This window comes from Allobosea sp. UC22_33, from assembly GCF_042700715.1.
Lineage (GTDB): Bacteria > Pseudomonadota > Alphaproteobacteria > Rhizobiales > Beijerinckiaceae > Allobosea.
In genome coordinates this window covers 1974520-1988388 of the sequence record NZ_CP170556.1, presented here as the reverse complement: position 1 = coordinate 1988388, position 13869 = coordinate 1974520, and the positions used below count along the sequence as shown (strand labels likewise).

Annotated in this window: 11 protein-coding genes and 1 pseudogene; 2 read left to right on the top strand and 10 right to left on the bottom strand. The window is 67.3% G+C overall.

Annotation, left to right across the window (positions count from 1 at the left end; all coding sequences use genetic code 11):
• Positions 1–2: 2 nt before the first annotated feature.
• From dxr to frr, 4 genes are all read right to left on the bottom strand, one after another.
• Positions 3–1184, bottom strand: coding sequence for a 1-deoxy-D-xylulose-5-phosphate reductoisomerase (gene dxr, locus ACFJGT_RS09445; RefSeq protein WP_377848230.1), 1182 nt, complete (start codon positions 1182–1184; stop codon positions 3–5).
• Between the two features lie 4 nt (positions 1185–1188).
• Positions 1189–2016 carry a phosphatidate cytidylyltransferase gene (locus ACFJGT_RS09440; RefSeq protein ID WP_377848226.1) on the bottom strand — a complete coding sequence of 276 codons (828 nt, stop codon included), beginning with the start codon at positions 2014–2016 and terminating at the stop codon, positions 1189–1191.
• Positions 2013–2771, bottom strand: a complete 759-nt coding sequence (locus tag ACFJGT_RS09435; protein WP_377848223.1) for an isoprenyl transferase — start codon at positions 2769–2771, stop codon at positions 2013–2015. The genes ACFJGT_RS09440 and ACFJGT_RS09435 overlap by 4 nt, the downstream gene beginning before the upstream one ends.
• A gap of 75 nt (positions 2772–2846) precedes the next feature.
• Complete coding sequence (frr, locus tag ACFJGT_RS09430) at positions 2847–3410, bottom strand: ribosome recycling factor (protein ID WP_377848220.1); 564 nt, start codon at positions 3408–3410, stop codon at positions 2847–2849.
• Positions 3411–3658: 248 nt separating this feature from the next.
• On the opposite strand from frr, the gene ACFJGT_RS09425 reads away from it, so the two are divergent.
• A complete protein-coding gene (locus ACFJGT_RS09425) occupies positions 3659–4072 on the top strand; it encodes a VOC family protein (protein WP_377848218.1) in 414 nt (137 codons plus the stop codon).
• A 162-nt stretch (positions 4073–4234) separates the two neighbouring features.
• Here ACFJGT_RS09425 and pyrH read toward each other — a convergent pair whose 3' ends face one another.
• The 4 genes from pyrH to ACFJGT_RS09405 form a co-directional block, all read right to left on the bottom strand.
• Entirely contained in the window at positions 4235–4942 is a 708-nt protein-coding gene (gene pyrH, locus ACFJGT_RS09420) for a UMP kinase (RefSeq protein WP_377848214.1), read from the bottom strand.
• Positions 4943–5051: 109 nt separating this feature from the next.
• Complete coding sequence (tsf, locus tag ACFJGT_RS09415; protein ID WP_377848211.1) at positions 5052–5975, bottom strand: translation elongation factor Ts; 924 nt, start codon at positions 5973–5975, stop codon at positions 5052–5054.
• Positions 5976–6169: 194 nt separating this feature from the next.
• A complete protein-coding gene (locus tag ACFJGT_RS09410; RefSeq protein ID WP_377848208.1) occupies positions 6170–7162 on the bottom strand; it encodes a 30S ribosomal protein S2 in 993 nt (330 codons plus the stop codon).
• 356 nt (positions 7163–7518) lie between these two features.
• Positions 7519–7911, bottom strand: a complete 393-nt coding sequence (locus ACFJGT_RS09405; RefSeq protein WP_377848206.1) for a pore-forming ESAT-6 family protein — start codon at positions 7909–7911, stop codon at positions 7519–7521.
• Positions 7912–8116: 205 nt separating this feature from the next.
• Here ACFJGT_RS09405 and ACFJGT_RS09400 point away from each other — a divergent pair, with 205 nt between their 5' ends.
• The gene (locus ACFJGT_RS09400; protein WP_377848204.1) at positions 8117–9271 is read left to right on the top strand and encodes a diguanylate cyclase; all 1155 of its coding nucleotides are present in this window, start codon (positions 8117–8119) and stop codon (positions 9269–9271) included.
• A 14-nt stretch (positions 9272–9285) separates the two neighbouring features.
• Here the strand turns inward: ACFJGT_RS09400 and pncA are convergent, their stop codons facing one another.
• Both pncA and dnaE read right to left on the bottom strand, forming a co-directional pair.
• Positions 9286–9912, bottom strand: coding sequence for a bifunctional nicotinamidase/pyrazinamidase (pncA, locus tag ACFJGT_RS09395; RefSeq protein ID WP_377848202.1), 627 nt, complete (start codon positions 9910–9912; stop codon positions 9286–9288).
• Positions 9913–9923: 11 nt separating this feature from the next.
• Positions 9924–13398: pseudogene (gene dnaE / locus ACFJGT_RS09390) on the bottom strand (DNA polymerase III subunit alpha).
• Positions 13399–13869 lie beyond the last annotated feature (471 nt).

The following is a 13869-nucleotide window of genomic DNA, read 5'->3' as shown; positions in this document are numbered from 1 at the left end:
CCTTAGGTGACAGTGAACCTTGCTTGCGACAAGAGCGAGGCAGCTCGCCGTCTCGATTCTTGGTCAATGGCGAGCGCGGCCGCGACATCGCACGGAGCCTCCGATCCCGCCGAAGAAGCCGCGCAGACCGTTTCCACCAATGCCGCAATGTCGGGAAAGCGGAGCTTGCCCTCCAGGAAGGCGGCGACGGCGACCTCGTTGGCCGCGTTGAGTACGGCGGGCATCGCTCCGCCCTCACGCAACGCGGCCATGGCGAGGCCGAGCGCCGGGAACCGGACGAAGTCAGGCCGCTCGAAGCTGAGCGGCGCCGCCAGCGCCAGATCGAGAAAACGCGGCGGCGGCGCGTCGAGGCGACCATCGATGCCGAGGCAATGCGCGGCCGCGACCCGCATGTCCGGCACCGCCATGCCGGCGCTGACCGAGCCGTCGCGGAAGGTGACGAGGCCGTGGACGATCTGCTGGGGATGGAAGAGCACATCGAGCTGGTCCGGCTGCAGATCGAACAGGAAGCGGGCCTCGATCAGTTCGAGCCCCTTGTTCATCATGCTGGCGGAGTCGATCGTGATCTTGGCGCCCATCGCATAGTTCGGGTGCTTCAGCGCCTGATCCGGGGTCGCCGCCGCAATGCGCTCGGCACTCCAGGTGCGGAACGGCCCGCCGGAAGCCGTCAACGTCATGCTGCGGACCGATGCGAGGGGCTCGGCGCCAAGCACCTGGAACAGCGCGTTGTGCTCGGAATCGAGCGGCAGCAAGCGGGCGCCGACCGCGACCGCCCGCGCCATCACGGCTTCGCCGGCGCAGACCAGGCTTTCCTTGTTGGCGAGTGCGATCGTCCGTCCAGGCAGGAGCGCCGCGAAGGTCGCCTCCAGTCCGGCCGCGCCGGAAATCGCGCTGACCACGATATCGGCAGGACGGTCGACCGCCTCCAGCACGGCGGAACGCCCTGCCCCGCTGACGATGCCTGTGCCGGAGAGTGCCTGCTTCAGCGCCTCTCCGCCGGCAGCATCGGCCAGGGCGGCGAAGGACGCCCCCACTTCGATGGCGGTCCGGGCCAATGCTTCGGCGTCACGGCCGCCGACGACGGTCGCTATCGACAGCCGATCCGGGTTCTCGGCGACGACGTCGCGGACCGAACGTCCAACGGAGCCGGTCGCTCCCAGAAGCGTGACGCTGCGCAGGGGCATCGGATCAGACGTTGAGATGCAGGGCGAAGAGCGCGAAGCCGGCGAGCACCAGCACCGCCCAGTAGCCATCGAGCCGGTCGAGGAAGCCGCCATGGCCGGGGATGAGCTTGCTCGAATCCTCGGCATCGAAGCGGCGCTTGAGCGCGGATTCGAACAGGTCGCCCGCCTGGCTGACGATCGAACCGGCGAGTGAGGCGGCGACGACCGGCCCGGCTGCCGTCATGCCCTGCAGCGCCGGCACCAGCCGCCAGACGAGATAGCCGCCGACCATTCCAGCGACGGCGCCGCCGATCGCGCCCGACCAGGTCTTCTTCGGGCTGACCGCCGGCATCAGCTTGGGTCCGCCAAGCTTGCGGCCGGTGAAATAGGCGGCGATGTCGGTCAGCCAGACGACGGCGAAACTCCACAGGATCAGGGCAAGGCCGATCGCCGGGAGATCGCGCAGCGCCGGGGTGACCAGCGCGAAGGCAAGCGCATAGGCGACACCACAGAGCTCGAGCGCCAGGCGCGAGCGCACGAACGGCGTCGCGAGCGCGCCGAGCAGCGCCATGGCCGCGGCGGTGCCCGCAAGCGCTGCGGGGCTCGCGGGGGAAAAGGATAGCGCCAGGCCGGCGGCGACCACCGCGATGCCGGCGGGAATCGCATTGCCGCGGCCGATGATCGCGAGCCATTCATAGGCGACGAGCCCGGCGACGAGGATCCAGACCAGCCGGAAGGGCCAGCCGCCCCAGAGCGTGACCAGCAGGATCAGCGCACCGAGAACCAGCGCCGAGATGACCCTGAGCTTCAGCTCGGAGCCGGATCGCGGCGCAGAGGGGGCTGGCGCATTCACGCGACGCCCACGCTGCGGCCGGAGGAGGCGGCGAGGCCGCCGAAACGCCGCTCGCGCTGGCGATACTGGGCCAGGGCCTCCTCGAAGGCGGCCCGGTCGAAATCGGGCCACATCACCGGGGCGAAGATGAACTCGGCATAGGCCGCCTGCCAGAGCAGGAAGTTCGAGATCCGGGTCTCGCCCGAGGTCCGGATCACCAGCTCGGGATCGGGAAGGTCGTGGGTGTCGAGACGGCCGGCGATCGCGGACTCGTCGATCGCGGCCGGGTCGATCCGTCCTGCGACGGCATCGGCGGCGAGCCGGCGCGTCGCACGCATGATCTCGTCGCGGGAGCCGTAATTGAAGGCGATCACCAGCACGAGGCCGGTATTGCTGCTGGTGCTGGTTTCGGCATGCTCGACGAGGCGGCGCAGATCGGCCGCGAGATCGTCCCGGCTGCCGATGATGCGGACCCGGACATTGGCGGCCGAGAGCTCGGCCAGGTCCTTCTCGACGAAATGCTTGAGCAGCCCCATCAGGAAGGAGACTTCGGCATAGGGCCGGCGCCAGTTCTCGGTCGAGAAGCTGTAAAGCGTCAGGACCTGGATGCCGAGATCGCTGGCATTGCGCACGGTACGCCGCAGCGCCTCCAGCCCGCGGCGATGGCCCTCCTGCCGCGGCAGCCCGCGCATCTGCGCCCAGCGTCCGTTGCCGTCCATGATGATGGCGACATGGGCCGGGTTGGACACGCCTGCGTCGCGCTGACCGGATGACATGCGGATGAGCCTCGCTCGGCTGCGGCCGAAGAAGCGCGGGAGGTCCCCCGCGCGGGAGATCAAACGTCCAGGCTATCAGACGTGCAGGATTTCCTTTTCCTTCGTCGCGAGCGCCTGGTCGATCTCGGCGATGTGCTGGTCGGTCGCCTTCTGGACGAGGTCGGAATTGCGGGTGGCGTCGTCCTTGGTCATGTCGCCATCCTTCTCCAGCTTCTTGACGACGTCGATGCCATCGCGGCGGACATGGCGCACCGAGATCTTGGCCTCCTCGGCGTATTTATGCGCGACCTTGACCATCTCCTTGCGGCGCTGCTCGTTCAGCTCGGGGATGCGGATGCGCAGGACCTGGCCTTCCGTCTGCGGATTGAGGCCGAGATCGGATTCACGCACCGCCTTGTCGACGGCGTTGACCATCGAGCGGTCCCAGACCTGGACGCTGAGCAGGCGCGGCTCCGGCACGGAGACCGTGGCGAGCTGGCTCAGCGGGGTGCGGGCGCCATAGGCCTCGACCATGATGGGGTCGAGCATGTTGGCGGAGGCGCGGCCGGAGCGCAGCGAGGCGAGGTCGCCCTTGAAGGACTGCACCGCACCGGCCATGCGGCGCTTGATGTCGGCGAGGTCGAACGTCGTCTGGGCCATTTCAATCGGGACCTTGCAGGTAATTCAAAATCGGCGAGACCATGGCGGCGGGGCCGCGCAGGGTCAAGAATTACATGTTCGAACAGCATGTTCCCCCGAATTGGGCAAGGGAAAAGCGTCAATGCGGGCCGAACATGGCCGGGCTGCGATCCCGAACGCTGGTTTGCGGCCCGGGGATACCCATGTCCCCCAAGGGCTCGGCGCGGCCGCAGGTCTGCGCGGTCCGCAGGGAACTATGGAGAAAAGACGTGCCCCGCCTCAACCGCATCGTCGAGACCGCGCTCTATGTCGACGATCTCGACCGCGCCCGCATCTTCTACGAGGACAAGCTCGGCCTCGCGCCGCTGCTCAAGACGAAGACCCTCTTCGCCTACGATGTCGGCGGATCGACCGTGCTGCTGCTGTTCCAGCGCGGCGCCTCGCTGCAGACGCAGAGCGCAGCCGGCGGCACCATTCCCCCGCATGACGGCAGCGGGCCGCTCCACATCGCCTTCGCGATCGATCCCGACGAGCTCCCGGCCTGGGAGGCCAAGCTGGAGGAACTCGGCATTGCCGTGGAAGGGCGCATGCAATGGGAACGCGGCAGCACGAGCCTGTATTTCCGCGATCCGGACGGGCATCTCCTCGAACTGGCGACGCCCGGCCTGTGGCAGACTTATTGAATTGTCGCCGGTCGGGCTTTCGCCGTCATGCTCGGGCTTGACCCGAGCATCTCAGGCCGAAGGAGGCTCCAGCATCTCGCTTTCAGGAGATTCTCGGGTCAAGCCCGAGAATGACGCCCTGTCCTGCTCCGTCAGAAATCCCTGTACCCCGATACATGCCCCTCAGGGCGTGACGTAGGTCGCCCTGCCCTCGCCGCGCAGCACCGCTGCCAGCATGCCCGGCTCGGCGATCGAGAAGACGACGATGGTCAGGCTGGCGTCGCGGGCGAGCGCGAAGGCCGCGGTGTCCATCACCTTGAGGTCGCGCTTGATCGCGTCCTCATGGGTCAGCGTATCGTAGCGGGTCGCGGTCGGGTCCTTCTTCGGATCGGCGCTGTAGACGCCGTCGACCTGCGTCGCCTTGAGGAGATGGCTGCAGCCGAGCTCGGCCGCGCGCAGGGCCGCGCCGGTATCCGTGGTGAAATACGGGTTGCCGGTGCCGCCGCCGAGGATGACGACCTTGCCGTTGCTGAGATGGTCGAGCGCGCGCTTGCGGGCATAGCTCTCGCAGAGCGAGGGCATCGGCACCGCCGACATGGCGCGCGCCGGGGCACCGGCCGCCTCGATCGCATGCTCCAGCGCCAGCGCGTTCATCACCGTGCCGAGCATGCCGATCGAATCGGCGGTGGTGCGGTCGAGCCCCTTGTTGAGGCCCTGGACGCCGCGGAAGAAGTTGCCGCCGCCAACCACGATGCCGATCTCGACACCCTCGTGCGAGGCATGGGCGATATCGGCTGCGAGTGCCGTCAGGGTGATGCCGTCGAGGCCGTTTCCGACCGGACCGGCAAGGGCTTCACCGGAGAGCTTCACGAGAACGCGTTGGGGTCTCATCGATGTCTCTCCGTCGTGTTGGGGGCCGGCCGCGATTCGACGCAGCCCTATCTTCCTACAAAAAAGGCCGCGCGATGCGCGGCCTTTTTCCTGTTCGCAGGAGAGCGTGTCAGCCCGTGGTGCCGCCGGCGGCAGCGACCTCGGCCGCGAAGTCCTGCTCTTCCTTCTCGATGCCCTCGCCGAGCGCGAAGCGGGCGAAGCCGGTGAGCGCGACGGGAGCGCCGACCTTGCCCTCGATCTCCTTGAGAACCTGCGCGACCGACTTCGAGCCGTCATGGATATAGGCCTGCTCGAGCAGGCAGTATTCCTTGGCGTAGCTCTTCAGGCCGCTCTCGGTGATCTTGGCCAGGACATGCTCGGGCTTGCCGGCGTTCTTCTCGGCCAGGATCGCCTTCTCGCGCTCCAGGACGTCCGGGGCGACCGAAGCGAGGTCGAGCGCGACCGGGTTGGTCGCGGCGACATGCATGGCGAGCTGGCGGCCGAGCGCGGCGAGCTCATCCGACTTGCCGGTCGATTCCAGCGCGACGATGACGCCGATCTTGCCGAGGCCGTCGGCGATCGCGCCATGGACATAGGAACCGATCAGGCCCGAGGAGACCTTGAGCGCGGCGACGCGGCGCAGCGTCATGTTCTCGCCGATGGTGGCGATGGCATTGGCGATCGCGTCCTGGACGGAACCGCCGCCCGGATAATGATGGCCGAGCAGGGCCTCGACGTCGCCGCCACGCTCCAGCGCGACATCGGCGATGGTCTTGGCGAGCGCCTGGAACTCGGGGTTGCGCGCGACGAAATCGGTCTCGGAGTTGACCTCGACGACGACGCCCTCATTGCCTTGCACGGCGACGGCGACAAGGCCCTCGGCGGCGACGCGGCCAGCCTTCTTGGCGGCCTTCGACAGGCCCTTGGCGCGCAGCCAGTCGACGGCGGCCTCCATGTTGCCGTCGTTCGCCGAAAGGGCGGTCTTGCAGTCCATCATGCCCGCGCCGGTCTTGTCGCGGAGTTCCTTCACCATCGCGGCGGTGATCGCTGCCATCTGTCTTGTCCTTGCTGTCGTGCGGCGCAGGCCCTTAAGGCCGGCCACGGATCGGAATGATGCGGACGCCTGCATGGGGAAACGCCGACGCTCCGTTTCCGGCCGTCGGCGCGTCCTCTTAACGTCTAAAAGCCGGCGTCAATCGAGAGACGGGATTGCGACGCGCCGATGACGCGCCGCAATCGCCAACCGAATTACGCGTCGGCGAGTTCGCGAGCCTGGGCGACCCAGCCCTCACGGTCGATCTTGCCGCCGAGCTTCAGGTCGTGGTCGATCTTGGTCACGTCGGCCGGGGTCATCGCCGCGATCTGCCAGAAGTGGTAGATGCCGCCGTCATTCAGCTTCTGGACCGCATCGGGACCCATGCCCGAGAGCTTGGTCAGGTCGTCCGGAGCGCCACGCGGGGTGGTCAGCGTCTCGAAGGCGCCGCTGGCGGCCTCGAGAGCCTCCTCGACGACCGGCGCCTCGGCGGCGCCGACATCGATGCCCTGGTCGCCCGAGGCGCGGCCGATGCCGTCGATCGCCGAACGGGCAATCAGGTCGCAATAGAACTGGATGGCGCGGCCGGCGTCGTCATTGGCCGGGACCGGGAAGGTGATGCCGTCCGGATCCGAGTTCGAGTCGACGATCGCGGCGACCGGGATGCCGAGGCGCTGGGCCTCCTTGATCGCGAGCGCTTCCTTGTTGGTGTCGATCACGAAGATCATGTCCGGCGTGCCGCCCATGTCCTTGATGCCGCCCAGAGCCTTCTCGAGCTTGTCGCGCTCACGCGACAGCATCAGGCGCTCCTTCTTGGTGAGGCCCGAGCCGCCACCGTTGAGCAGCTCGTCGACCTTGCGCAGGCGCTGGATCGAAGCCGAAATGGTCTTCCAGTTGGTCAGCATGCCGCCGAGCCAGCGGGAGTTGACGTAGTACTGGGCCGAGCGCTTGGCGGCATCGGCGATGGCATCCTGCGCCTGGCGCTTGGTGCCGACGAAGAGGACGCGGCCGCCGCGGGCGACGGTGTCAGACACGGCCTGCAGGGCGCGGTGCAGCATCGGCACCGACTGCGACAGGTCGAGGATGTGGATGTTGTTGCGGACGCCGAAGATGTACGGGGACATCTTGGGGTTCCAGCGGTGCGACTGGTGGCCGAAATGGGCACCGGCCTCAAGGAGCTGGCGCATGGAGAAATCTGGCAGAGCCATGGTGTTCTAGTCCTTCCGGTTGAGCCTCTGGAGCGCGAATGAACAAGGCATGAGCTGCCACGTCACCGGAACGCCTCGGGACACCGAGGCGATGCGCTCCATGTGGGATAGGCTGCGCCTTACAGGGGATGGCGCCGCATTGCAAGCCGACACGGACGGGAAATTGCCGACCTCGCGGTAATTCCGCGGCCCCTGGATGGAAGCGCGCCGTCATCCCGGGCTTGACCCGGGATCCATCGAAAGGCGCATCGCTCTGCGATGGATCCCGGCGCTCCGCTTCGCTGCGTCCGGGATGACGGAGCATCATTTTTGAACGCAGCAGATGCGGCCCGGACAGTCGCCGGAGCCGCCTCGCCTCACTGCGGCAGCTTGGCGCCCATCTGCTTCACGAGGTCGCCGATCTGCTTGCAGAAGGTCGCAGGCGTGCCGTTCTGCGCCTTGGCGATGACCGCGATGTCCTGCTCCATGCCCATGGCCGAGATCGTACCCTTGCGACCGGCGGCTTCAGCGGCATCGCCGCCGCTGACATCGGCCGGGGCCGGAATCATCGCGACCAGCTTCTTCTGGACGTCGGCAGCGGCAGCGTCGGTGTACCCCTTGTCGGCGCAGTAGCCGAGGATGCCGAGCTGATTGCGGGCGGCCTGATAGGCGACCTTGAGCTGGTCTGCCTGCGTCTGGGCGAAAGATGGGGCGACCGAGCCCAAAAATGCGACCGCGGAGACGGCCATCAACGACTTATAAAAGTTCATGGGGAATATCCTCAAGCTATCATGTTCTCACGCATGCCAAGATGCGCATCCCCCCACCGCCACCTGCCTAGCGCGTGCAGCCGGGCCGGACAACCCGGAACGCAGGCGTATGCCCAGCAGCCTGGGCAGGCTTCGCGTTCGATGCGGGCTGACACAGCCTCAGGCGGGCCCCTCGCCGAAGCGATCGCGGAAGGCCGATAGCGGCGTGACCCTCGACCTGAGAACGATCTTCGTCACCGGCGCCCTGACCTGCTTCATCATCGGCGCGATGCAGTTGATGACCTTCGCGACCGGCCGCTTCACCCGCAGCCCGGTCTGGTGGGGCGTCAGCAGCCTGTGCATCGGGGCCGGCCTGCTCGGCGCGGGCTTCCGCGGCGCGATTCCCGATGTCGTCTCGATCGAATTCGCCAACACCATCATGCTCGCGGGCTGCCTGCTGCTGCTCTTCGGCATCCGTCATTTCGCGGGACGCGAGCTTAACTGGTTCGGCTTCGGCGTGGTGCTCCTGGGCATCTGGACCCTGCTCGCGCTGTCTCCGGGAATGGAAGGCTATTCGACGCGCGTCATGGTCGTGGCGACGGTCATGGCGCTCTGCGACGCGGCCATCGTCCGCGAAGCCGTCCGGCTCGGCCGGCAGGAGCAGCTGCGTTCGGCCTGGCTGCTGGCTGCATTGTTCGCGCCGACGGTGTTGATCTATGCCGGCCGCATCACGCTGGCGGCGCTCGACAAGGTCGGCACGACGCTGTTCCCGGTGGATTCGGGAGCGAGCGGCTGGCTCGCTGCGACCGGCGTCGCGTTCGTCATCCTGAGAGGCCAGGCGCTGCTGCTGCTCGCGGCCGAGCGCAGCAACCGGATGCTGGCGACCTTGGCCCGGCGCGATCCGCTGACCGGAGCCATGAACCGCTCCGGCCTCGAACAATGGCTGGGGCAGCAGTCGCATGGCGACAGGCGCGCCGCGCTCCTGCTCGTCGATATCGACCACTTCAAGAAACTGAATGACACCCTCGGCCACGCGGCCGGCGACCGGATCCTGCGCCTGTTCGCAGACTCTGTGCGGGAGCAACTGCGCAGCACCGACATCCTGGCCCGCCAGGGCGGCGACGAGTTCGCGATCATCTTGCCCGATGTCGCCGTCCGGGAAGCCGTCCGGGTGGCAGAGCGCATCCGCCATGCCTTCCGCGACAAGCTCGCCGATCTCGCCGAGATCAGGCTGCAGCCGACTCTCAGCATCGGCGTAGCGGAAGTCGAACTGGGCAGACGCGAACTCGACGACCTTCTGGTCGAGGCGGATGAGGCGCTCTACCGCGCCAAGCGACTGGGACGCGACCGCGTCCAGGCGCAGCTCAAGCCTGCCGCCTGAAGCCGGGTCGAAGCTCAGATCGCGAGGCTTGCAGCGTTGACGCGCTCGATCCCGGCCGACGCCATCTCAGCCCAGGCGCGGGCGAGCGAGCCGTCGAGATCGATCGCCCGACAGGCATCCTCGACCACGATGGTCTCGAAACCGGCGCGCGCGGCATCCTGCGCCGTCCAGCTCACGCAGAAATCGGTGGCGAGGCCGGCGATGACGACCTTCGCGATGCCGCGCTCGCGCAGATAGCCTGCGAGCCCCGTCGGCGTCCGGCGATCGGCCTCGATGAGGCCGGAATAGCTGTCGATGCCCTGACGGAATCCTTTCCGGATCACCGCCTCGGCATGGGGCAGGTCGAGCCCGGCATGGAAAGCCGCCCCGGCGGTGCCCTGCACGCAATGGTCAGGCCAGAGCACCTGCGGGCCATCGGCCAGCTCGACCGTCTCGAACGGCTTGCGGCCGGGATGGCTGGAGGCGAAGGACGTGTGGCCGGCCGGATGCCAGTCCTGCGTCAGCACGACATGGCGGAAACGGCGCCCGAGCGCGTTGACGACGGGCACGACCGCGTCGCCATCCGGCACGGCGAGACTGCCGCCGGGACAGAAATCGTTCTGGACGTCGACGACGATCAGGACTGTCCGGTCGTCGGCCATCGGCTCAGCTCCTATTGCAGTCTGACATCGACCACGCCGGGCGCGGCGCGCACGGCATTGGCGATCTGCTGGTTGACCGGGAACTTGCCGGGCAACTCGATCTCGACCTCCTGGGCGCCGTCGTCGATGATCATGATGATCGAGACCTTGCCCTCGGCGCGCGTCGCCTCCCGCGGGCGGATGCGCTCGGCGACGGATGCCACCGCCTTGTCGTCGCGCAGATAGACGACGAGATCCTGCTTCTGGCGCGCGGCGAGGCCGTCGAGCTCCTCGGCATCCTCGATGCGCGGACGCACCTCTTCGCCGTCGAGAACCGCCGACAGACGCAGCACCAGCGCCCTGCCCGGCTCGAGCAGGTCGCGGAGCTTCATCAGCCCTTCCGAGAACAGCACGGCCTCGAACTGGCCGCTCGGATCCGAGAGGTTGACGATGCCCATCTTGGAGCCGGATTTGGTGCGCCGCTCCGACTTGTCGATGACGGAGACGGCGACCTTGCCGACGCCGGTGCCGTTGGCGCGGACGGTCTGGGCGAAATCGGCATAGCGCTGCACGCGCAGGCGCTTGAGCACATGCTCGTAATCGTCGAGCGGATGGCCGGAGAGGAAAAAGCCGACCGCCTCGTGTTCGCGCTTGAGCTTCTCGGCCGGCGCCCAGGGCTCGACCTGCGGGATACGGAAAGCCTCCTGCACCACGCCGCCGCCGAGCAGATCGAACTGGCCGGCCGCCGCCTCGTCGCGGGTGCGGTTGGAGAGGGCGAGCATGCCGTCGAGCGCCGCGACGGCGCGTGCACGATCTGCCTCCAGCTCGTCGAGCGCGCCAGCCGCGATGAGCGCCTCCAGCGTACGGCGGTTGACCAGCCTGGTGTCGATGCGGCGGGCGAGATCGGCGAGATCGCGGAACGGGCCATTCGCCTGCCGCGCCGCCACCAGCGATTCCACGGCGGCCGTGCCGACGCCCTTGATCGCACCGAGCGCGTAGAAGATCTTGCCGTCGGCCACGTCGAACTCGACGCCGGACTGGTTGATCGCCGGCCGCTCGACCTTGATGCCGAGCCGCTCCGCATCGCGGCGGAACTCCGAGAGCTTGTCGGTATTGCCCATGTCGAGCGTCATCGACGCCGCCAGGAACTCGACCGGGTAATTCGCCTTCAGATAGGCGGTCTGGAAGGCGACGATGGCGTAAGCCGCGGCGTGGCTCTTGTTGAAGCCGTAATCGGCGAACTTGGCGAGCAGGTCGAAGATCTCGGAGGCGATGTCCTTCTTGATGCCGCCATCCACGGCGCCCTTCACGAAGCGGTCGCGCTGGGCGTCCATCTCCGCCTTGATCTTCTTGCCCATGGCGCGGCGCAGCAGGTCCGCTTCGCCGAGCGAATAGCCCGAGAGGGCCTGCGCCACCTGCATCACCTGTTCCTGGTAGACGATGATGCCGTGGGTCTCGCGCAGATAGGGCTCCATGCCGGGATGGAGATAGGTCGGGTCTTCCAGTCCGAGCTTGCGGCGGCAATAGGTCGGGATGTTGTCCATCGGGCCCGGCCGGTAGAGCGCCACCAGCGCGATCAGGTCCTCGATCCGGTCGGCCTTCATCTCGACCAGCGCCTTGCGCATGCCGACCGATTCCACCTGGAACACGCCGACCGTCTCGCCGCGGGCCAGCATGGCGTAGGTGGTCGGGTCGTCGAAGGGCAGATCGGCCAGATCGATGTCGATGTCGCGTTGCTTGATCAGCCTCACCGCCGTGGTCAGCGTGGTCAGCGTCTTCAGGCCGAGGAAGTCGAACTTCACCAGCCCGGCCTGCTCGACCCATTTCATGTTGAACTGGGTGACGCGCATGCCGGTGCGCGAAATCCACCGAGAGCGCGACGAGCTGTTCGAGCGGCCGATCGCCGATCACCACGCCTGCGGCATGAGTCGAAGCGTGGCGGTGAAGTCCTTCCAGCTTCTGGCCGATTTCGAGCAGCCGCGCGACGATCGGCTCCTCCTCGGCGGCCTGCTGCAGCTTCGGCTCGCCCTCGATCGCATCCTTCAGCGAGATCGGCTTGGCCGGGTTCTGGGGCACAAGCTTGGTCAGCTTGTCGACCTGGCCATAGGGCATTTCGAGCACGCGGCCGACGTCGCGCAGCACGCCGCGGGCGAGCAGCGTGCCGAAGGTGATGATCTGGGCGACGCGCTCCTGCCCGTAATGGTGCTTGACGTATTCGATCACCTCTTCACGCCGGTTCTGGCAGAAGTCGATGTCGAAGTCGGGCATCGAGACGCGGTCGGGATTGAGGAAGCGCTCGAAGAGCAGGCCGAAGCGCAGCGGATCGACGTCGGTGATGGTCAGCGCATAGGCGACGAGCGAGCCCGCGCCGGAGCCGCGGCCCGGGCCGACCGGAATGTCGTGGTTCTTCGCCCATTTGATGAAGTCCGCGACGATCAGGAAGTAGCCGGGAAACTGCATCCGGGTGATGATCGAGAGCTCGAATTCGAGCCGCTTCTCGTAGGTCTCGACGGTATAGCCCTCGGCCGGGCCATGCTTGGCGAGCCGGGCGGCAAGGCCGGCTCGCGCCTGCTCCTGAAGCTCCTCCGCCTCGTCGCGCCCCTCCTCGCCGAAGCGCGGCAGGATCGGCTTGCGGGTGGTGACGCGCCAGTGGCAGCGCATCGCGATCTCGACCGTATTCGCCAGCGCTTCCGGGAGATCGGCGAAGCGCTTCTTCATCTCGGCGCGCGAGGCGAAATAATGCTCTGGCGTGACGCGGCGGCGCGTGCCGTCCGAGACGAGGCGCCCCTCCGCCACCGCCAGCAGCGCGTCATGCGCGTCGAAATCGGCGGGCTTGGCGAAGAAGGGCTCGTTGGTCGCGACGATCGGCAGATCGGAATCATAGGCGAGGCGCAGGAGATGGGCCTCGCGGGCCGCCTCGCCATCGCCGCCATGGCGCTGGATCTCGACATAGAGCCGGTCGCCATAGATGCCGGCGAGCGTCGCCAGCCGCGAGGCTGCCTGCGGGAGCTGGCCGAGACGCAGGGCGACATCGACCGGCCCGCCTTGCCCGCCGGTCAGCGCGATCAGGCCGGTATGATAAGCGGCCAGGCGCTCGATCGTGGTGATCGGCTGGCCGGAGCCGCCGGTCGCCAATGCCGCCTCGCTGACGAGCTTCATCAGGTTGCCGTAGCCGCCCTCGTCCATGGCGAGCAGGACGATATGCGGCAGGCGCTGGAGCTGAGCCGGCTTGCGGCCGCCTTCGCCCTCGTCGGCGAAATCGACCGAGAGCTGCACGCCGACGATCGGCTGCAGGCCGGAGCCGGCCAGCTTCTCGGAGAATTCGAGGCCGCCGAAGAGATTGTCGGTATCGGTCAACGCCAAGGCCGGCTGGCCGTCGGCGGCGGCCATCTTGGCCAGCGTCGCGATCGTCATCGCGCCTTCGAGCAGCGAATAGCTCGAATGAACATGCAGGTGGACGAAGCCGATCTCCTGGAGAACGCGCGCCTCGCCAGCTTCCCTGCTCATGTCCCACTCCTGCCGCCGCAACCGGGCGACTCGTCGACCCTGTCCTCAAGCGCCTCTTATGCGTCCTGGGCGGGGCCGGCGTCGAGGCCTTGCGGCCGGGTCTGTGGATGGCTCCTGCCGTCCTCAGACATGCGGGCCGGAGAGGATGGCAGCCCAGAGCCAGATCATGCCGAGGAAGACGCCGAGCGAGGCGATCTCGGCAAGGCCGGCGGCGAATTTACGCGCTGCAGTCATAAGAACCTCCTGTGTTCGCGATAAGTTCAGTTTAGTTCACTATTTGTTCTCGTCAATGCCGATGCGGAAGCGCGGCTGGCGTTCCGGGCGAGGAGGTTAATGAGGCGTTACCGCCGCTCCGATGCAGGTCTTGGCGTTGATTGTCGCCACTCTCGAACTTGCACCCTCGTCATGGTCGGACTTATCCCGACCATCCCCGCCTTCTTGTCGACTTTGGCGGTGCTCAAGACGTGGATG